20 protein-coding genes are annotated in these 19556 nt (G+C 62.4%); 12 read left to right on the top strand and 8 right to left on the bottom strand.

The genetic code is table 11. From position 1 onward, the window contains the following. Positions 1 to 13 precede the first annotated feature (13 nt). The 4 genes from AC1DD7_RS13705 to AC1DD7_RS13690 all read right to left on the bottom strand — a co-directional run bounded on the left by AC1DD7_RS13705 (position 14) and on the right by AC1DD7_RS13690 (position 4216). The gene (locus AC1DD7_RS13705; RefSeq protein ID WP_477515411.1) at positions 14 to 949 is read right to left on the bottom strand and encodes an SDR family oxidoreductase; all 936 of its coding nucleotides are present in this window, start codon (positions 947 to 949) and stop codon (positions 14 to 16) included. A gap of 92 nt (positions 950 to 1041) precedes the next feature. Next, positions 1042 to 1845, bottom strand: a complete 804-nt coding sequence (locus AC1DD7_RS13700; RefSeq protein ID WP_477515410.1) for a DUF1206 domain-containing protein — start codon at positions 1843 to 1845, stop codon at positions 1042 to 1044. Between the two features lie 93 nt (positions 1846 to 1938). After that, positions 1939 to 2142: a hypothetical protein gene (locus AC1DD7_RS13695; RefSeq protein WP_477515409.1), complete on the bottom strand. Its 204-nt coding sequence runs from the start codon at positions 2140 to 2142 to the stop codon at positions 1939 to 1941. 145 nt (positions 2143 to 2287) lie between these two features. Continuing rightward, complete coding sequence (locus AC1DD7_RS13690) at positions 2288 to 4216, bottom strand: DUF2264 domain-containing protein (protein WP_477515408.1); 1929 nt, start codon at positions 4214 to 4216, stop codon at positions 2288 to 2290. Positions 4217 to 4383: 167 nt separating this feature from the next. On the opposite strand from AC1DD7_RS13690, the gene AC1DD7_RS13685 reads away from it, so the two are divergent. The 9 genes from AC1DD7_RS13685 (at position 4384) to AC1DD7_RS13645 (ending at position 12034) form a co-directional block, all read left to right on the top strand. Further along, complete coding sequence (locus tag AC1DD7_RS13685) at positions 4384 to 5490, top strand: substrate-binding domain-containing protein (protein WP_477515407.1); 1107 nt, start codon at positions 4384 to 4386, stop codon at positions 5488 to 5490. Between the two features lie 134 nt (positions 5491 to 5624). Beyond that, positions 5625 to 6932, top strand: a complete 1308-nt coding sequence (locus AC1DD7_RS13680) for an ABC transporter substrate-binding protein (RefSeq protein ID WP_477515406.1) — start codon at positions 5625 to 5627, stop codon at positions 6930 to 6932. Positions 6933 to 6989: 57 nt separating this feature from the next. Further along, positions 6990 to 7919 (top strand): carbohydrate ABC transporter permease, encoded by a 930-nt coding sequence (locus tag AC1DD7_RS13675; protein WP_477515405.1) that lies wholly within the window; start codon positions 6990 to 6992, stop codon positions 7917 to 7919. After that, complete coding sequence (locus tag AC1DD7_RS13670) at positions 7916 to 8833, top strand: carbohydrate ABC transporter permease (protein WP_477515404.1); 918 nt, start codon at positions 7916 to 7918, stop codon at positions 8831 to 8833. Before AC1DD7_RS13675 ends, AC1DD7_RS13670 begins: the two co-directional genes overlap by 4 nt. After that, positions 8830 to 9834, top strand: a complete 1005-nt coding sequence (locus AC1DD7_RS13665) for a hydroxyacid dehydrogenase (protein WP_477515403.1) — start codon at positions 8830 to 8832, stop codon at positions 9832 to 9834. The genes AC1DD7_RS13670 and AC1DD7_RS13665 overlap by 4 nt, the downstream gene beginning before the upstream one ends. Positions 9835 to 9953: 119 nt before the next feature. Continuing rightward, the gene (locus tag AC1DD7_RS13660; protein ID WP_477515402.1) at positions 9954 to 10289 is read left to right on the top strand and encodes a hypothetical protein; all 336 of its coding nucleotides are present in this window, start codon (positions 9954 to 9956) and stop codon (positions 10287 to 10289) included. 39 nt (positions 10290 to 10328) lie between these two features. Beyond that, positions 10329 to 10832: a methyltransferase family protein gene (locus AC1DD7_RS13655; protein ID WP_477515401.1), complete on the top strand. Its 504-nt coding sequence runs from the start codon at positions 10329 to 10331 to the stop codon at positions 10830 to 10832. A 101-nt stretch (positions 10833 to 10933) separates the two neighbouring features. Then, entirely contained in the window at positions 10934 to 11326 is a 393-nt protein-coding gene (locus tag AC1DD7_RS13650; RefSeq protein WP_416417687.1) for a hypothetical protein, read from the top strand. A 3-nt stretch (positions 11327 to 11329) separates the two neighbouring features. Continuing rightward, entirely contained in the window at positions 11330 to 12034 is a 705-nt protein-coding gene (locus AC1DD7_RS13645; protein ID WP_477515400.1) for an RES domain-containing protein, read from the top strand. A gap of 240 nt (positions 12035 to 12274) precedes the next feature. Here AC1DD7_RS13645 and AC1DD7_RS13640 read toward each other — a convergent pair whose 3' ends face one another. Beyond that, positions 12275 to 12739, bottom strand: a complete 465-nt coding sequence (locus tag AC1DD7_RS13640) for a MarR family transcriptional regulator (RefSeq protein WP_477515399.1) — start codon at positions 12737 to 12739, stop codon at positions 12275 to 12277. Positions 12740 to 12846: 107 nt separating this feature from the next. On the opposite strand from AC1DD7_RS13640, the gene AC1DD7_RS13635 reads away from it, so the two are divergent. Next, positions 12847 to 14094, top strand: a complete 1248-nt coding sequence (locus AC1DD7_RS13635) for an FAD-dependent oxidoreductase (protein ID WP_477515398.1) — start codon at positions 12847 to 12849, stop codon at positions 14092 to 14094. Positions 14095 to 14103: 9 nt separating this feature from the next. Here the strand turns inward: AC1DD7_RS13635 and AC1DD7_RS13630 are convergent, their stop codons facing one another. Beyond that, positions 14104 to 15528 carry an MFS transporter gene (locus tag AC1DD7_RS13630; protein ID WP_477515397.1) on the bottom strand — a complete coding sequence of 475 codons (1425 nt, stop codon included), beginning with the start codon at positions 15526 to 15528 and terminating at the stop codon, positions 14104 to 14106. A gap of 132 nt (positions 15529 to 15660) precedes the next feature. Between AC1DD7_RS13630 and AC1DD7_RS13625 the strand changes: the two genes are divergently transcribed. Continuing rightward, positions 15661 to 16887, top strand: a complete 1227-nt coding sequence (locus AC1DD7_RS13625) for a GAF domain-containing sensor histidine kinase (RefSeq protein ID WP_477515396.1) — start codon at positions 15661 to 15663, stop codon at positions 16885 to 16887. Between the two features lie 65 nt (positions 16888 to 16952). On the opposite strand, the gene AC1DD7_RS13620 is transcribed toward AC1DD7_RS13625, so the two are convergent. Continuing rightward, a complete protein-coding gene (locus AC1DD7_RS13620) occupies positions 16953 to 18356 on the bottom strand; it encodes a serine/threonine-protein kinase (RefSeq protein WP_477515395.1) in 1404 nt (467 codons plus the stop codon). Positions 18357 to 18591: 235 nt separating this feature from the next. Beyond that, entirely contained in the window at positions 18592 to 19038 is a 447-nt protein-coding gene (locus tag AC1DD7_RS13615) for a MarR family winged helix-turn-helix transcriptional regulator (protein WP_477515394.1), read from the bottom strand. A 59-nt stretch (positions 19039 to 19097) separates the two neighbouring features. Here AC1DD7_RS13615 and AC1DD7_RS13610 point away from each other — a divergent pair, with 59 nt between their 5' ends. Continuing rightward, positions 19098 to 19466: a VOC family protein gene (locus tag AC1DD7_RS13610; RefSeq protein ID WP_477515393.1), complete on the top strand. Its 369-nt coding sequence runs from the start codon at positions 19098 to 19100 to the stop codon at positions 19464 to 19466. Positions 19467 to 19556: the final 90 nt, after the last annotated feature.

The raw sequence follows: 19556 nt of genomic DNA, 5'->3' as shown, positions 1-19556 counted from the left end.
TCCCTGTCCTGGGTCAGAGACCCTTGCCGCCGGTCACCGGAAGCACAGCGCCTGAAATATAGGAGCCTTCGTCAGATGCGAGGAGCACATAGGCAGGTGCCAGCTCAGCAGGTTGCCCGGCACGGCCCAGCGGCGTGTCCTGGCCGAATGTGGGAAGCTTGTCCGGCCACTCGGTGGCGGGGATCAACGGCGTCCAGATCGGGCCCGGGGCCACGGCGTTGACACGGATTCCCTTGGGCCCGAGTTCCTCTGCCATGGCTTTGGTGAATGCCACTTGGGCTGCCTTGGTCATGGCATAGTCCACTAGTTGGGCGGAAGGATTAAAGGCCTGGATAGACGCCGTGACGATGATCGACGCCCCTGGGCGAAGGTGCGGAATCGCAGCCTGTGCTGTCCAGATCAAGGAGTACAGGTTGGTTTTGAACACCCGGTCGAATTCCTCGGTAGGAATGGTCTCCAAACCCTCGCGGTTCTTTTGGTACGCGGCGTTCAGGACCACAACGTTGAGGCCGCCGAGCTCCTGCACCGTTCGCTCCACAATCTCAGCCGCAAACTTTTCGTCGCGCGCGTCGCCGGGCAGCAACAGTGCCTGCGCCCCGCACTCACGGATCCATTCCGCCGTCGACTTCGCGTCTTCTTCTTCCTCTGGAAGGTAGCTGATGGCGACGTCGGCACCTTCGCGCGCATAGGCGATCGCTACGGCTGCACCGATGCCCGAGTCACCGCCGGTGATCAGGGCCTTCTTGCCCTGCAGGCGGCCGTGCCCAACATAGCTGGACTCGCCATGATCGGGCTGGGGGTTCAAGGGCTTGGTCAGGCCAGGCTGTTCTTGTTCCTGCTGGGGAAATTCGTCGGAGTGATATCCGCTGCGGGGATCCTTGGGTGCCGAGGTGAGGCGGTGATCCCCGCTTGCTTGCTGTCCGCTGTGGTTTGGGTCGGCTTGAGTCATGGTTCTGGCCTTTCTCAGATGTCTGATTCCCGGCTTGCGACGCTACCGTTGGCTGTACCCAGGCACATTGGACTCTAAACGCACACCAAGGGCTAGGTCCGGAGCGTTTTGGCCTTCACCATGAGGAACAGTCCGTAGGCGATCAGGCCCACGGCAACGGCTGCCAAAAGGTACGGACCGTACGGTTGCTCCCTCAAAGCCCGCAGGCTTCCATCAAGTCCTGTGGATTGCTCGGGCTGAACGCGAACCGCGGCAATGACCACCAGCAGGCCTACGAGCAAGAGGGCTATGCCTTTGGCGATGTAGCCTACGACGCCAACACCCGATTGGAACTTGCGGGCCGGCTCATTGACGGACAGCGCGAGGTCCTTTTCGAAGGTCCTCATAAAGCCGCGCACCGCGAAGACAACGCCGGTGATCATGATGCCGGCGCCAATTGCGACAAGCAGGACTATCCCGAATGGCGCTTTCATGAGCGTCACGGTTACATCGCTGGCAGACTCCCGGCTGTTTTTTCCCCTGCCCATGGTGAAGGACAGGATGGTGGCCGCCAGCCCGGCAAACACGATTGCCTGGGCCACAGCGGAAAGCCGTTTGGATGGCTTGTTGTCCGACGCCTTGCGGTAGCCGAGGGTTGCGTTGCCCAATTGCCACAGGGCCAAGGCAGCGCAGGCGCCGAAGCACGCCCACAGCAGGATGGGACCCACCGGTTGTGCGGCCAGTTGGGCAACAGCGCCACTGACGTCGGCTTCACCGCCGCGCCCAAAGGCGAGCTGAAACGCAATTGCCCCGATGAGTAAGTGCAGGAGTCCGCTGACGGCGTATCCGGCCCTCGCAAAAATAGTCAGGGCACGTGAGTTTGAGGCTTCCTCGGCCACATCAGCGGCCTTCTTCATCTCCTCTTTGATGACAAGCCTCCTTATTATTTTGTGACTTGTCACCATGGTGCCACTCGAACGAGTACAAGACCACGGGGCGCAGGTGGCTTGCTAGAAACCACACACCGACTGCGGCCAGATGCTCCGAAGCCCCACACCCAAAGGGTTGAACTGCTCGCGGACGGAGGTCACCGCACGGGCCTGGCCAGGGACTTCGCCTCCATGACCGCCGGCCTCCGCGGTACCCGCGAGGGGGTCAGACTTTACGTGGGCAGCTCCGGTATTCAGGGACGTGGCTGCGATCTGGTCAGGCATTTCGGTGGTCCTTCCTGAGAGTTCCCATCAACTCCATTGGCTGATAGTTCAACCATGGGACGGGGCCCTCAAGAAGGACGCCTGGTCATCTCAAGATTCACTCAAGAATCCACGCGGCCTTGAAAAGCTTGCTGGGAAGGCAGGTTCAGAAGGCGAAAAGGACCTCCAGTTGTTGCCCCGTCGACAGGGTAACGTGCCCCCTGACGCGCGCTCCGTCGTCGTCAATCACGACGGCGGCAGGAACCGCTGCAGGTGCCTCGCCTCCCAGGTACACCAGTGATGCGAAGATGCTGCGCGCTCCTGCCAAACGGCCTTCCAGATATCCACAAGCGGCGTGCACACCCAAGGGCGACACGCCCTCGGCGCGGAAGGTGCCGTTGTCGAAGTATCCGTACAGCGGCCATATGCCTGCGTGAAGTCCGTCGACTCCAAGAACGTGGTCACGCAGTTCAGGCGTCCGGGTGGCTGCGAGCGCATATCCGCCGTCGCGGACGCGCAGCCTGGACGGCCCCAGCCCTGGGTTGGCCGCGCCCACGTTTGGCGCCTCAACCACGTGGACCCGGAGCTCATATCCGCTGGCAGCAGCTGTCGCTGTTGCCACCCGCCAGCGGGAATTGGCGGGATCCTCCACGTCGTTCCAGACTGGCGCATGCCAGCTTGCGGCTTGGCCTTGCGCGGCTTTGAGATGCCCGGCTTTGAGCCGCTGGATCCGGGCGCGACGACTGGGTGTTCCACTGGCGTCGAGGACCGCGAAGTGGTTGTCCACGGGGTTCTCGGTGAAGAGCGGCGCGGTGTGGCTCGAATAGGCCAGGCGGCGGTAGTGGGGGTCATCCGGTCCGGGCGCGTAGTACTTGTCGCTGCCGTGGTTGAGCAGGCGTGCGATGCCGTCCACAGCCGTGGAGTGGAGCAGGTAATTGGGGCCTTCTGTATGTCTGATGGCGTCCATGCACTCCAAGGGCGAGGGCTCTTCGACGGCGGTCCACACCGGATGGTCGGCGGGGAGGAGAAGTCCCACGAACGCCTTGGAGGTCCAGTACGGCGAGGCCGGGCCGGAATAATCCTGGGTCATCGGCTCAAAGGCGCCGAGCCACCCGAGTGACGGCCGTCCGTCGTCGTAAGCGCCGCCGTCGAGGAAGAACTTTGCGGCGCCGCTGGCGATCCGGCGGCTCTGTCCGGGGTTGAGGGGCGTCGCGCCGATGGCCTCCCCGAGGAACAGCGGCGCCACAGCGGCGTAGCGGTAAATCAGCGAGCGGCCCTGGAAAACCGGGGCGCCGTTCCCGCCGAAGAAACTCACATGATCATCCAGGAACTCGGCGAGACGGGCGCGGTAGACCTCCGACCTGGCTTGGGCCTCCGGGTGCCGGTTGGCCGCAAACCCGGACCACAAGACCGGATAAAGGTGGAGGGCCCAGCCGCAGTAGTAGTCGAAGAAATCGCCCGTGCCGTCGTTATCCCCGTCCCGGTACCAGCCATCGCCGACGTACCAGTCCTCAAGCCGCTTCAGTCCATGTTCGATCTGCGCCGCGTTGTGCTCGAACCCGGCGCCAGCCAGGAACTCGGCGATCAGGACCTGGAAGAGCACCCAATTGTTGTCCACGCAGGTGCTTCGCGAGGAACCTTGCAGCCACTCGGCCACCTGGGCCTGCTCGCCCCCGGACAGTGTGTCCCATAGCCAAGGTTTGGTCAGGTGCAGACCCAGCACAATGGACGCGGCTTCCACCATCGGCTGCGAGCGATCAGAAATGGGTAGCCACGCTTCAGGACTACCCGGCCGCGTACCCTCAAGGAGGCCCGTCTTGTACAGGTCAAGATGGCCGTGCGGGTCGTCGCCCTGTTCCCCCGCCACGCGGAAGGCGGCCAGCATAAACGTCCTGGCGAAGCCCTCCATCCCGTCAGACAAAACACCCGACGACGACGGGCGGCCGCTCAACCGGATCAGCGCCTTCTGCGCGGAGAAGTAGGGGCGCACCGCGAGAAGCTGCTGATCCGCGAAAGCGACCCAATGCTCCCGAGTCCACCCAGTGATGGGGCTGAGATGGTAATCCGGGGCGGGCATGGTGAAGCCGGTGGCCATGGGTCTCCTGCGGGCGTGCTGACTCGTAAGCCCTAACCGTAGGCTCCCCAGCGGCGACATGGCGCGAGTTGAACAAAACCGAACGTGTCCCTCCCGTCTTGGACCGAGTGCGCGATAGTTCATAATGAACAAACTGAACATAAATGAACTTGAAGGTGGAAACCTGCATGCTGTCCGAGGATCGTCAACAGCTCATCCTGAGGGAATTGGCCCTACACGGATCCCTGAACGCTGCCGAGTTCGCAGCCAAGCTGGGAACGTCCGGCATGACCGTTCGGCGGGACCTTGCAATACTCGCTGAGCAGGGCTTGCTCGAACGGGTCCACGGCGGAGCTGTACCGCTTGGCGGCCGTACTGCCGGAAGTAGCGCAACAGCACAGCAATCAACGTCGTGGCGGCCGGGCGGAAGGCGACCCTTGGCGACGATCGGGATGATCGTTCCCTCGGCGTCGTACTACTTCCCGGGGGTGATCCGCGGCGCCGAGGCCGCTGCCCACGAAGCGGGTGTGCGGTTGGTGTTGGGCGTGACCAACTACTCAAGCGAGGAGGAACGCCGCCAACTCCGCCGCCTTTATGAACATGGGGTGGACGGGATCCTGATCACGCCGAGCGAGCAATCCTTGGCTGGTACAGAGACGCTGGACCTGTTGGCCGAAGCGGAGGTGCCGGTAGTCGTCGTCGAGCGTTCCATTGACAACGCGCTGGGCCATGGCCGGCTCGAAGCCGTGCGAAGTGATCACGTGCGGGGCGCGGAGATCGCCATCAACCATCTCCTGGGCCTCGGCCACCGCAAGATCGCCATGTGCCTTCGCGAGAACAGTCCGACGGCGCCGCAGCTGATCGATGGCTACCATCTGGCCATGCAGCGTGCCGGGCATCCGCCCGAGGACTCGATGGTTCGTTCGATGTCCCGGGCCCAGAACGATCCGGAGGCCCATCGCCTGGTGGTGGACGGCATCCTCGATTGGTGCGCCAAAACCGATGTCACGGCGGCGATTATCCACACCGATGAGGACGCACTCCAGTTCGCCAGCGCCTGCCAGGAACGGCAGCTTCGCGTCCCGGAGGACTTTGCGATCATTGCATACGACGACGAAATCGCCGCCCTGGGGGCCGTTCCCCTGACCGCGGTGGCGCCTCCGAAGTACGACGTCGGGCACCAAGCCCTGGTGATGTGCCTGAACCGGATCGGCGCACGACGTGGAAGCACGTCAGCCCTGCAGCGCGTGAACCTCTCGCCGGAGTTGGTGGTTCGGGAGTCAACGCAGGTGTAGAGCGCGCTACATCATTTGTTTACTTCTGTTCACTTCATTGCCCATGTTCACTTTTGTGGCTTTCATTGTGCCTAGTCCAAGGTGCCGCCAGTGCACACCACGACTTCGCATCGTGAACTTCAAAGGAGAACAGAATGAAGCGTCGCCAGCTTCTGCTAGGAGCCGCCAGCATCATGGCAAGTGCTGCCCTCATCACCGGCTGTGGCAGCACCCCGGCAGCCACGCCAACGCCCGCTGAAGACCCCTCAGGGACCATCACGTTCTGGTCGTCGATGGCGGGGATGGACAAGGTGGCCGCGGCCTTCAACGCGAGCCAGGGCAAAATCAAGGTTAACTTCGAAACCGTCCCCAACGGAGCGAGCGGCGGCTACGCCAAGCTCTCCACAGCGATCACCGCAGGCAACGGCCCGGACGTCGCCACGATCGAATACCCACAGCTTCCCCAGTTCGTCAGCAACGGTCAGCTCCAACCTCTGGACGGGCTGATCAACAAGGCCGAAACAGTGGACAAGCTCACGGACGAGACCAAAGCCCTGGTGCAATTCGGCGAGGAGACCTACGCCCTTCCGTACGATGCCGCGCCGATGATCATGTGGTACCGGAAGGACATGCTGGATAAGGCCGGCGTCGGCGTCCCCAAAACCTGGGACGAATTCGAAGAGGCCGGCAGGAAGCTGAAGGCAGTAGCCCCGGAAGCACACCTGGCCAGCTTCAACCCCAACGAAGCTGCACTCACTGCCGCCCTGTCCTGGCAGGCCGGAGCCAAATGGTTCGGCACCGAGGGCGACAGCTGGAAGGTTGGCGTGAACGATGAGCCCACCCAAAAAGTCGCTACTTTTTGGCAGAAGCTGATCGACCAAAAGATCGTCAAGGTCCAGCAGTCCTTCAGCGACGAATGGTCGGCAGATTTGGCGAGTGGCGCCGTCGTGGGTGTTCTGGGCGCCAACTGGAGTGCCACCGGCATCCAGAAGCGTACGGAAGCCAGCGGCCAGAAGGGACAGTGGATCGCTGCGGAGGTGCCCAACTGGGGAACTCCGGCAGATGCGTTCTATGGCGGCTCCAGCTTCAACATCACCAAGAGCAGCAAGAATCCGGCCGCTGCGGCCAAGTTCATCGAGTTCCTCGCAACCAACCCGGACGCCATCAAGGCCCGCGGCAACACCGGTTCGGCTTTCCTCGCTTTCCCGGGACTGACACCCGTTGCACAGCAGGCATTCGACGCCAGCTACTTCGGCAACGACATCTACGAGGTCTTCGACAAGTCGTACTCCACCATCACCCCGGGCTGGCAATGGGGTCCCAACTGGGACGTCACCAACACCGCCCTCAAGGACGCCTACGGAAAGTTGACCACCGGCGGGAAGGTCCTGGAAGCCGTTGAATCGGCCCAGACGGCAACCGTAGCCGGACTCAAGCAGAACGGTCTCTCCGTCAAGGAGTAGGCCCGCAGGGTGGGGTGGTCCCTTCACAGGGGCGCCCCAGCAGCGAGGAGAATAATCATGGCCAACCAGGCACCTGCCACCTCCCGGAGCAAACCGCGAACGATGTCCGGAACCGGCGGCCGCACAGCGGCGCTCTTCCTGACCCCGTTCTTCGCGGTGTTTACCCTGGCGATGGTGGCACCCGTCATCTACTCGATCGTGCTCAGCTTCTTCGCCCAGCAGAAGTCGGGACTCGGCTTCGGCCAAGCCAAGACCTCGTTCGTGGGACTTGAGAACTATCTGCAGGTCCTGCAATCGGAGAGTTTTGTGGGCGGAATAGGCCGCCTCATCATGTACTGCCTGCTGTACATCCCGTGCATGGTGGGCGGAGCGTTGGCGTTCGCACTTCTGCTTGATGCCGCCGCAGCGCGTGCCCGGAAGCTCTTCCAACTCCTCGTCTTCCTCCCCCACGCGGTGCCCGGCGTCATCGCCGCACTGATCTGGGCCTACCTCTACACACCCGGTGTCAGCCCGATCGTTTCGGTCCTGGAAACGGGCGGCATTTCGCTGAATTTCCTGGACAACCACATGATCCTGCCGTCCATCGTGAACATCGCGGTGTGGGAGTGGACGGGGTACAACGTCATTGTGCTGTTCACCGCGCTTCAGGCGGTTCCGCGGGAAACCCTGGAGGCCGCCCGCGTGGACGGCGCCGGCGAAATCCGTGCCGCCATCAGCATCAAGCTGCCCCTGATCCTGCCGGCACTTAGTGTCATCATGCTGTTTACCGTGATCGGAACCCTGCAGCTGTTCACCGAGCCCTCCATCATCTCCAAAGCCACGGCATCCGTTACCAGCACTTGGGTTCCCAACATGTGGGCCTACGATGCCGCCTTCAACCGGCACAACCTCAACCAGGCCGCGGCTGCCTCCATCATCATCGCGCTCATGGCAGCGGTGCTGTCCTGGGCCGTCACCCGCTTCAGCTCAAGGATGAACAAAGCATGAGCACGTCAACGTTGTCCCGTCCGGGGCTTACCAGTCCGGTTGCGGCATCTGGGAAGCGGCGCCGGAATCGCGGCTCCAGAGGCGGCTTCGCGAGTGCGTTCACAGTGAACGCACTGCTGATACTGGGTTGTGCCTACATGGTGCTGCCTGTCCTGTGGTTGTTCTTTGCCTCCACCAAGAACGCCGCCGACCTCTATTCCACTGGTGCGTATGCTTTCGGGCAGCCTTCCTTTGTGCAGAACGTTGGCGCAGTTCTTGGGCAGGATGGTGGCGTGTTCTTCCGCTGGATGGCCAACTCCATGTTCTATGCGGGGTTTGGGGCCATCTTTGGTGGACTGATCTCTGTCATGGCCGGCTACGCGTTCGATAAATTCCAGTTCCGCGGCAAGGACTCATTCTTCGGCCTGGTCGTAGTGGGCGTGCTGATTCCCAACACAGCCACGGTCCTCCCGATGTATTTACTGGCCTCCGTGTTTGGCATCACCAACACGATCTGGGCCATCCTCATCCCCGTCCTCTGCAACCCGTTCGGCGTGTATTTGGCGCGGGTGTATTCGGCAGCATACGTCCCGGCCGAAACCCTGGAGGCAGCTCGCGTGGACGGAGCCGGACCGATCCGCTCCTTCTTTTCCCTGGGGCTGCCCATGATGATGCCGGGGTACATCACCATTGCGTTGTTCCAGTTTGTTGGCGTGTGGAACAACTTCATGCTCCCGCTGGTAATGCTCCAGGACCAGCAGCTGTTGCCTGTCAGCGTCGGAATTTCGATCTGGCAGGGATACTCACTGCCCCAGCCTGAGTTCACCCCGATGGTTATCACCGGATCACTTTTGTCCATCATTCCGTTGCTGCTCGCGTTCATCATGCTCCAACGCTTCTGGAAATCCGGTCTGACGGCGGGAAGCGTGAAATGAGCCTGAACGTTGCCTTGGCCATGCCTGTCCACACTGCCCGTGCCGTATTCCCGTCCCGAAGCCTGGATCCGCTGGAACCTGCTCTGAACCTGCTCAGCCGGGAGCCGATCGAAGACTTCGGTTCAGGCTCCGGCCGAGCCTTGTTGAAGGAAGCGGACATCCTCATCACTGGTTGGGGTTGTCCAATGATCGACGACGACGTCCTGGACGCTGCTCCACGGCTACGTTACGTGCTGCACGCCGCCGGAAGCGTCAAGCACCACATCAGTGACGCGTGCTGGGAGCGGGGCGTGTTGGTGAGTTCCGCCGCGGACGCCAACGCCATTCCAGTGGCCGAATACACCGCGGCCATGATCATCCTGGCCAACAAACGGATCCTGCAGATAGCCCGCGCCCTTCACACGAGCCGGATGGAGGTCCTGCCGGAACAGCTGTTTCCTGACATGGGCAACTACCGCAAGCGTGTCGGGATTATCGGGGCGTCAAAGATCGGCCGTCACGTCATCCGGCTGCTTGCCGCTTACGAACTGGACATCGTGGTGGCCGATCCGTACCTGTCGGCAGCTGAGGCGAGCGCTCTCGGCGTCGAGCTTGTAACTCTGGACGACCTGGTGGCGGGCTGCGACATCGTCAGCCTCCACGCGCCGTCGTTACCGTCCACAAAGAACCTCATCGACGCCGGTCGTATCGAACGGATGCGGCCGGGGGCTACGTTTATCAACACCTCGCGCGGCGAGTTGGTGGACCAGGGTGCCCTGTTGGCCCGGCTTGAGCGCGGCGATTTATACGCTGTGTTGGACGTGACGACGCCGTGGGTGCTGCCTTCCGATTCCCGGTTCTACACGCATCCCAACGTGCTGCTGACACCCCACGTTGCGGGGTCGCTGGGCAACGAGCTGGAGCGGATGGCGGCAAGCGCAGTGGGCGAAGCTTTGCGGCTGTCCAAGGGGAAAGCACTGCAATTTCCAGTGGCGGCGGAAGACCTGGCGTTCATGGCATAGCGCATTCTCGGTGGGCTGTCGTGGCGCCGCGCCGCGCCGAAGTAATGTTGCGCAGATCACATTTGCTGCCTACGCTGGGGTGGCTGCAGCGTGGCAGCGAACGGATGAAAGGCAGCATATTGACCAGCGAGAAGCTCTCTGTAGTTGTTCGAGTCGACCTTGACGGAGCACAGATCCAGATCGCAGCAACCGGTCACGTGACCACCTCCAATCTCCACGCGCTGTATCCAATCGTTCAACGCACCAACAGCCTGGCCGACGGCAGGGACGTCGAGATGGACCTTACGGGTGCCCTGATCGAGCCGGATGCGCTTGAACAACTGCAGGGCTACGCGATGCTCCACGAGTTGCCGGTTCGGGTTGATCCCGGCCCAGCGGATCCGGATCTGGCGTCGCTGTCTTCCCTCCCGGCCCTGGCAGGATCGAAAATGGCGGGGGCCGGGCTGGCGGCGTGAGTTGCGCCGGCCCTCAAGCCGAAGACTAACCTGACTGACATGACTCAGTCAGCGCGGGCGTGGATCGGGACCATTGTCTTCCTCTTCCTCGCGCCCGGCATCGTGGCAGGTCTCATCCCGTGGCTCATCTCGGGATGGCGGCTCTACGACTGGGACGGCATGGCGTGGCTGGTGATGCCCGTCGCCTGGATCGCGATCACCATAGGGGTGGCTTTCCTGCTTCACGCCTTCGCGCTGTTCGCCCTCCACCGGGGCACGCCCGCGCCGGTCGCGCCGACCCAGACGCTGGTTGTCACCGGGGTTTATCGATTCGTGCGCAATCCCATGTACCTCGCGGTGCTCACGATTATCCTCGGCCAAGCACTACTCTTCGGCAGTTGGTGGCTCGTCATCTACGCCGGGATAGCCCTCATCGCCGTCGTCACTTTCGTGAAGGCGTATGAGGAACCCACCCTTACCGACACGTATGGCGAGCAGTACCTCGAGTACCGGCGCAACGTCCCCGGGTGGTGGCCGCGGCTGACGCCTTGGCGCGCGGGATGACGGGCCGAGGCTTAAGCGTCCGCCAAGACAGCGGGATCACATGTGATCCCGGGTGTGATGCACCCGTTGATCAGGCCTGCGATCCATGAAAGTATGGGTCCATGACTGCAGTCGCAGGAGCCCGTGGAGGGCTGAAAGCGCATCAAGATTCCATCAGGTTGCCCGAGGCCGAGCTGGTCCGCGACCTCAGGGACATCCTCGGCGCAAAACTCGTTGCCTACATCGGGTCGGTGAAGGAAACCCGCGCCGTGCGCCAGTGGGCCGACGGTGACCGGAAGCCATCCGCCGAGGTCATGACCCGGCTGCGGCATGCCTACCATGTGGCGGCACTGTTGGCCGAACGGGATTCCAGGGCTGTGGTGCAGGCCTGGTTCCAAGGCATGAACCCCCAACTTGATGACGTTCCTCCTGCACGACTGCTTCGTGAAGGCCACGTGGACGAGGCTGCACAAGCGGTCCTTGCCGCTGCCCGGGCCTTCGCGGCAGCGGGCTAACGGGTGACTGAGGACGAACTGAGCCTGGTCTCTGCCGCAGGAACAGTGTGGCGTATTGGCTTCCAGCCGGAACCCTGGGCATGGAGTGGCTGGGAATGGGCCACGGACGGCAGGTTTCCCGGGCGGTGGGATGATCTGCACGGCAACTTCCGCACCATCTATGCCGGCTCCAGTTTGAAGTCATGCCTCCTCGAAGTGTTGGCAGGCTTCCGTGCGGACGCCCGGCTCACTGCGGAACTGGACGAGATCGAGGAGGACGACGAAGACAATGTCTTTCACCCCTCAGTACGGCCGGGCGAAGTGCCGCGCGAGTGGCTCAATACGCGGGCGGCAACACGTGCGGAGCTGTCCGGCAAATACTGCGCCGTCTCGTCGTCAAAGACTGTTAGCGCCCTATACCCGCACTTCATCGGCGTAGCGCTGAGCCTTGGCTTGGCTGATTTCGACGCAGCGGCGCTGAAAGACGCGCGCCCCAGACAGCTGACCCAGGCCATAGCAGCATGGCTTTACGAATCCACTTCAGTGGACGGTGTCACCTTCACTTCCCGCCACGGCGACGACCTTCAACTATGGGCAATGTTCGAACGGCCAGATAATGGCGCTGTCAGCCCGAAACTCACGGGCGCCGAAACCGTTCGGCTCCATCACGACTCTGCGGCCATCCAGGAAGCCTTCGAAATCCTCCGCCTCAAATGGCGGGACGAGTAGCGGTCTTGGCCGCTGTCGGATGGAACTGGCGGCGGAAAGTTTCCTGACCGAACCCGAGCGACACGATTTTGCTGGATCATTCGCGGGCTCCACTCGCTGATGCCTATATAGGTGCAGACAGCAAACCCTTGGCCTCACGGATGATCCAGCAAAAAGTCGTCCGACTGCGAACGTCCCGCCATCGAACGATGTCTGCCCTCCACACAGCCACCGTCAGCCAACTCCCCCGACCCAGCCAACTCACCGGCTCAGCCGAGCGGCCGCCTCCTGCTGGACGCGCGCAGCCTTGCTTGAATAATCCGCGATGATCCGGAGTTCGTCGTCGCTATAACCCTCCAGCAGCGCGGCCATCCCGGCCATGAAATCGGTGAAATAGGGCGCCGCTGCGGCAACCTGGTCACCCACGAGCTCGATCAGGACCTTCCGCTTGTCCTCGTCGTGCTTGACCCGCCGGGCCACGCCTTTGCTTTCGAGTCGCTGCATGAGCCCGGTGACCGATGCGGGGGCCAGCCCGGACTGTTCACCGAATTCGCCCGCCGTCATTGGACCGTGGCGCAACAGGATATCGATTGCCTTACCTTCTGTCGCTGACAGGCCTCGGAGTTCAGACAGTGCGGTGTGAAACATGATCGCGGCAGTGGACAGCTCCCGGCCCGACGCATAAACGGCTTCCAGCAGAGCTTCGCGTTGCCCCTGATTCGTCATGCTCCGAGGCTAGCAAAGTCTTTCGCTTGACCGAAACGATTGACCGGCGCAGGGCGCAGGATTATATTTCTTTTAACCGAACGAAATAAATCCACCAAGGAGCTCCCGTGCTGAACTGTCTTGTTATCGGATCCGGCGTAGCCGGCCTTTCCACGGCCCTCTCACTTCAGAAAGCCGGCCACTCCGCCACCGTTTTTGAGGCGCACAATGGACCTTCTGACGGAGTCGGCGCCTTCCTCACCCTCGCCGTCAACGGTTTCGACGCCCTGGACACGCTGGGCCTCAAGGAGCAAGCCGCGCAACTGGGCTTCAGCACCCCGCTCATGTCCATGTACTTGGGCAGCACGGGTCGCCACCTGATCGATTTCGATTTCGGCGGCACGCTCCCGGATGGCACCACGGCCCGGACCATGACCCGCTCGGAGCTTTACGCCCACTTGCGGGAGGAGGCGCTGCGCCGTGGGATCCGGATCGAGCACGGCAAGCGACTGACAGCGGTGGAGGAACAGCCCGACGGCGTCACAGCAGTTTTCGACGACGGCACCTCCGCCCGCGGCGACCTGCTGGTGGGCGCCGACGGGCTGCGCTCAGCGGTGCGGCCGCTGATCGACCCCGCCTCCCCCGCACCGCGCACCATCCCGCTGCTCAACACGGGCGGCATCATTCCTGCCAACACCGCCTTGGCGCTCAAGGATGTGGATCTGGGTGTGAACCCGGGGCGCATGAAGATGGTGTTCGGCAAGCGCTGCTTCTATTGCTACATGCCCAGCCCCGACGACAGGATCTGGTGGTTCGCGAATCCGTTGCAGCGCTCCAGTGCTGATCCGTCTTTGCTGGGACAGGAGGAACTCCGGGCTTGGTTAACAAGCTTGGTAAAGGGAGACAGGACACCTATGGCGGCCCTGATTCGCGCCACGGAAGACATCATCAAGCCGTATTCCACGTTCGATTTCCCAAGCGTCCCCCGCTGGCACCGAGGCAGGTTGGTCCTGGTGGGCGATGCCGCCCATGCCGCTTCCCCGTCCTCCGGGCAGGGCGCGTCGATGGCAATCGAGGACGCCGTCACACTGGGCCGCGCCCTTCGGGGAGCCACGAGCGACGACATAGAACCAGGAAGCCTCACCACCCGGTTTGCGGCCTACGAAGCGGAGCGCCGCCCCCGTGCAGAGACGGTGGTCGCCTGGGGCCGTCGGAATTCTCAACCCAAGGTCAGGAACCAGTTCACCCGCGTGCTCCAGGACCTGGCTATGCGTGCCATTTTCCGGGGACTTGCCCGGAAGGCGGCGGACAACTTCGACTGGCTGTACGGTCATCACATCGACTGGGATGCTGTTCCCGAGTCTGCCGGCAGATGACCACGCCACTTACCCGGAAGACGCTGCGTCAGCACCCCCGGTAGCAACGCTCCCGCCACCGCCTCCTTCCGCTGCCTTCTCCAGATAGGACGCCGAGACCCTCCGGTAAACGGGCGTCAGGAAGGCGATCAGTGCCGCGGCAATGAGAATGAATCCGGCAATAAGGAACACGAGGGCGATCCCCCGGGACGTGCCCTGACCCAATAGTGGTTCGAGTTGGGCGGCGCCCTCGGCGGAGCGGGCGTACGGGATGATCCAGAACTGGGCGATCGGGGCGATGAGGAAAGCTGTGATGGGCGCTGCGGCGGACTCGAAGGCCATGGCGAAGCCGAATACCCTGCCCTGCCGGTTCAGGGGAACCACCTGTTGGATGACCGTCTGCTCGGCAGCTTCCACAATGGGAACCAAGGCCAGATACAACCAGATACCCGCAACATAAAGCCATGCCCATTCACGCAGGGTGAACACTGCACCCAGGAACCCCATGACGGCGACAACGATCAGCATGGTCCGCAAGGGATTGGAGCCGAGCCCAAACTTTCCTACCACCGCACCGCCCACCAGGAATCCGGTAGAGCCCAGGGCAAAGAACGTTCCCCACATCTCAACGGAGAACATTTCCAATCCGTAGGGATCCATCAAAGCCATGTACACACCGCCCACGAAGTTGTTGAACGTGGAAAATATGATCAATGCAAACAGCCCGGAGATGGCCAGCACAGCAGCGAGGGAACCACGGAAGTCGAAACCGCCCTTTGCGTCAGTGGCTGCCGCTTGCACCTCTTCGGGCATTCGCAAGGTGAGTAGGTGTGCGAACGCCAGCGCGGTGAAAACCAGTGAAGCCACAATGGTCCAGCCCATGCCCAGCAGGCCCACTGACAGTCCGGACAGGACCGAAGTAACAATGAACATGAGTCCCTGCACCATCCCCACCATTCCGTTGGCATTGGCCCGGCGATCAGGCTCAATGAGGATGGTGACGGTGGTGGAGAGGGCAATGTTGCGCAGGTTTTCCACGACCGCACCCACGAGGATGATCAGGGTGAAAATCCAGAACCAAGGCTGTGTCAGGTCCAGCAGAAGGCTTGTAGGGGTGACGAGAAACAGCACTCCGGACAGTACGAACATCACCAGGGTGAACCCAGCAGCGAAGCGCATCACAGCAAGCTTCCGATACCTGTCCACGAACGTGCCGAAGCTGATGCTGGAGAGTGCAATCAGCAGCATGTAGGCACCCCCGACGACCCCCGTCGCAATAACGTTGCGGGTTTCGAGGTAAACCCAGAATGTCAGGGCGAACCAGAGATAGCTTGTGGTGATATTTGCCAGGGCGGTGTTCACCAGGATCCCCATGAAGGTACGGGATCGCTCTGCCGGAGTGCGCAGGGAGAGGTCAATAACTTCAGTAACCCCAGCCGGTTCCTGCTCGGTCATGCGTTCCAGTGTACTGACACCAATTGCCTCAGATAAGGGCCAACGCCAACGCAAACCTTGTGACAATCCAACCCGGCTAACCTCCCGGTAGGATCGGCAGGGAATCCTAAAGAAGCCTGGGGGAAATTCTTGATGAAAGGTGCAAAAGGCCAGCTCGCCTTCACCGGCGACCTTAGCCGGGATCTGGAGTTGCGGGAGTACGGCCTGGACCCCGGAGAGGACTCCACCCTGCTTCCCAACTCCGCCGTCATGAGCGCGCTGCAGAACCTCGTGCGCCTTGCCACTGAGCTTTGCGGCGCCCCATTCGGGGTAGTCAACATCATCAGCGCCGAATACCAATACCAAATTGGCGCATGGGGCGTGGAACCGGGGATGTGCTCGCGCGAAGATTCCATGTGTGCCAAGGTGTTCCTCTCCCGCGAGATCACCGTTATCCCCGACGCTTCGCTGGATCCGCGGTCCGCTGACAACCCGTTCGTCACCGGTGAATTGGGCCGGGTTCGGTTCTACGCTTCGGTTCCACTGCAAACAGAATCAGGATTCGTTCCCGGCACTTTGTGCGTTTTCTCTGACAAACCCAAAGAGATACGGCCCGAGCAAGTCAGCATGCTGGAAGTCCTGGCCAAGCAGGTGGTGGAGCTGTTGGAGCTGCAGCACCGCACCATCCAACTGGACCGCACCTATGCAGAGCTGCGGGAGAGCAACGCCAAGTTGGCTGGTTTCGCGGGCCGCGTCAGCCACGATCTCCGGATTCCGCTCACCACCATCCTGGGTTATGTGGAGTTGGTGGAGGACGACCCGGACGTCCAGACAGACAGCGCGGCAGCCAAATACCTGAGCCGCATCGGGGCGAGTGGCCGCCGAATGCTGGGGATGCTGGAAGATGTCCTGAGCTACTCGAGGGTGGGCGGCGGCATCCAGCCGCAGCAGGTCTCACTTAAAGAGGCGGCGGGTGAGGTGGCCCGGGACCTCGGCATCGAGTACGACATCCTTGAAGTGCAGGACCTGAACCTCCAGGCAGACAAGGGCCAACTGCGCACATTGCTGCAGAACCTGCTGTCCAACGCCATGAACTACCGCAGCCCTGAAAGGGATCTGCATGTCCGGATCAGCGGCGTCTCCAATTACCATGGCGCCACCATCTTCGTGGCTGATAACGGCAAAGGCATCAACCCGGAGGACCGGGCCGAGGTCCTGGAACCGTTGGTGCGCCTGCGCCGCCAAGGCGACGGACCGGGCTCCGGCCTGGGACTCGCCACCTGCAGCAGCATCGCCAAGGCCCACGGCGGCGAACTCACCCTCTCGGAAACTGCAGGCGGCGGAACCACGGTGGCGGTGAGCTTCCCGTCCGAGCCCTAGCGGCAAGTTAGGCAAGAAAACGCACGACTGCGACCTCCGCCGTCGTGCGTTGGCCGCCTCAGGCGTTACCCGTGACCGTTCCCCTTACCTTTTTCAGGCTTGGTTTCGCTCTTTCCGCCGCTCTTGGCGTCCGCGAGATCTTGGGGATCAGTGCCTGCACCATCTTGGGCAGGCAAGGTGGCTTGAACGGCTGGCGCCGGAACGGGCTGCTGATCTTGCACATCCACAACTTCGACTGCAGGCGCCACCGCCGGCGGAGCCGTTTCCACCGGAGTCGTCGGCCCGCCCGGTTGGGACTCAACAACGGAGACACCGGGATCGACCTTCCGCGTCGGTTCGGCTGAAGGTTCCGACGAAAAGACGCCATTGGTGAGCAACGCCAACGCGACCGGAACGGCGAGGGCAGCCGCAACCAGCCCGGCGAGCACCTTGGGCTGCTTCCCAAAAGCCCTTGGACCCGTAGCGGAAGCGCGCCTTCCCGGGGCCGAAGCAGCCACGTTCGGACGGGAAGGCACCACATGCGGCGGCCGCGACGGCAAAGCCGGCTTCGATGGGACTGCAGGCGCCGCTGAAACTACCGGCAGGATTTCCGTTGCCATAGGCGGCAGCTTCCGACGTCGGCCCGCCAGGACCTCTTCAACGTCGCCCGCCGTCGGACGTCGGTCCGGATCCATGTCCGTCATTGCTTGGAGGAGTCCGCGCAGCCCGTTGGGAAGTTCTTCCGGGATCTCGGGTGCCCGATGAAGTCGTGCCGAGGCCGTCTCCACCGGGGTTCCTGGGTATTCGGGCTTGCCGGTGAGGCACTCCAGGAGCACCAAACCCAAAGAGTAGATGTCGCTGGCAGGCGTCAGGTGCAGCCCTTGTGCCTGCTCCGGGCTGAGGTACTGGGCTGTGCCGACGGTGAAGCCCGTTGCGGTGAGGCGGCTATCGTCCATGACCAGGGCGACGCCGAAGTCCGCCAGTTTCACAGATTCGGTGCCATCTGCCCCCTCGGAAACCAGGATATTCGCCGGCTTGATGTCGCGGTGAATGACGCCCTGGGCATGCACCTGGGCAAGGGCGCCAGCGAGTCGCACGCCGATGCGGGTGGTTTCGGGATGCGTCAGGGGCCCGTCGGATAGTACGGCCTTCAGGTCACGACCCTCTGCGAGTTCCATGACGAGGTAGGCGCGTTCTTCGCCATTGCGGGTATCCACGCCCGCATCGAAGGCCGCCACCAGGCCTGGATGGTCAAAGGCGGCGAGCAACCTCATCTCGGTTTCCTGGCGGGCCCTGAACGAGTCGTCGCCAGAGCCAGGCAGAAAGATCTTGATTGCTACGTCCCGGCCAAGGAGCAAGTCCGTGGCCCGGTACACCGTGGACATAGCTCCTCGGCCCAAAACAGGTCCCAGCTGATAGCGGCCAGCGATGGTGGCAGCCACACTGGCATCGGTCACGTGGAACTCCACGGCCTCGTCATTGTTGCCCACGAATTGTCACGCCCTTCAGGCCCACCTGCGTGCCTCGGACCCCAACAGGGTCCGCTGCTACCAGGCAACGCCGCCGATCAAACTTTCACGAGAGCCGCGCAGCCGCCCTGTTCGGCGAAACCGCTACGGCTTGAGCAGTCCTGCGTCAAACAGCATCATCCGGATTCACCAGACAAGTCATCAGGATACTTAGTATTGGCCCGGAAGGGAAACGCGTCATCAATGAGGAGGCCGATTAGTCCTCCGCGAGCGCCGTAAGTCGCGACACGAGCAGGGCCTGCAAATGCCGCCGCTCGCTGGCAGTCAACCCCTGTCGCAACCGATCTTCCACCTCGTTGGCAGCCTCACTCGCTGCCTTCAGTCGCTTACTACCCAATGGAGTTAGCTTCACGGGGAGTGCCCGCCCGGCGACAGGCTGCTCCGGCCTTGAAACCAGCCCGTCCCGTTCCAGGGCCTGCAAAAGCACGTTCATTGACTGCCGGGACACGAAGGCTCCGCGGGCAAGATCGGAATTGGAAAGGCCTGGACGTTGCGCCAGGAGCTCAAGACATGCGTACTGCGACACCGTCATTCCGAGGGGTCGGAGGGCGGCGTCCATTGCGCTCCGCAAAGCACTGTGCACTTGCTTCAGGAGATAACCCAGGGAGGTGTCCAGATCCACGCCACTGCCGTCTTGACTCATGTCAACATTCTGACATAGCTTGTCCATGTCAACATACTGACATAACAAGGAGAGCAAGCATGGCTACAATCGGTCCAGATTTCATTTCCCTGCAGGTCCGCAATCTTGAGCGTTCGGCACTGTTCTACGAGCAGCAACTCGGGCTGACGCGCTCGGTGGCCGGTCCGCCGCACGCCGTCGTTTTTGACACCAAACCGGTGGCCTTTGCGGTGCGGGAGCCACTGCCGGAAACCGAGCTGGATTCGCTCCCGCAACCCGGCGAAGGTATTGCCTTGTGGCTGCGGGCCACCGACGCCCAGGAACTCCATGACACGCTCTCCGCCCACGGCACGCAGATCACGGCAGCACCCATCGACGGACCCTTCGGGCGCACCTTCACCTTCGCAGATCCGGACGGGTACCGGATCACCATCCACGACGCCGCCTGACGCCAACCGCAACAAGCGTCCGACGGCGACCTCCCGCCGTCGGACGTTTTCCTTACGTGACGCACGGAACTGCGGCCCGGACGGCCGGAA

Source organism: Paenarthrobacter sp. 10L412 (genome assembly GCF_056395565.1).
The sequence above is the reverse complement of the archived record's forward strand: the minus strand, read 5'-3'. Positions and strand labels throughout refer to the sequence as shown.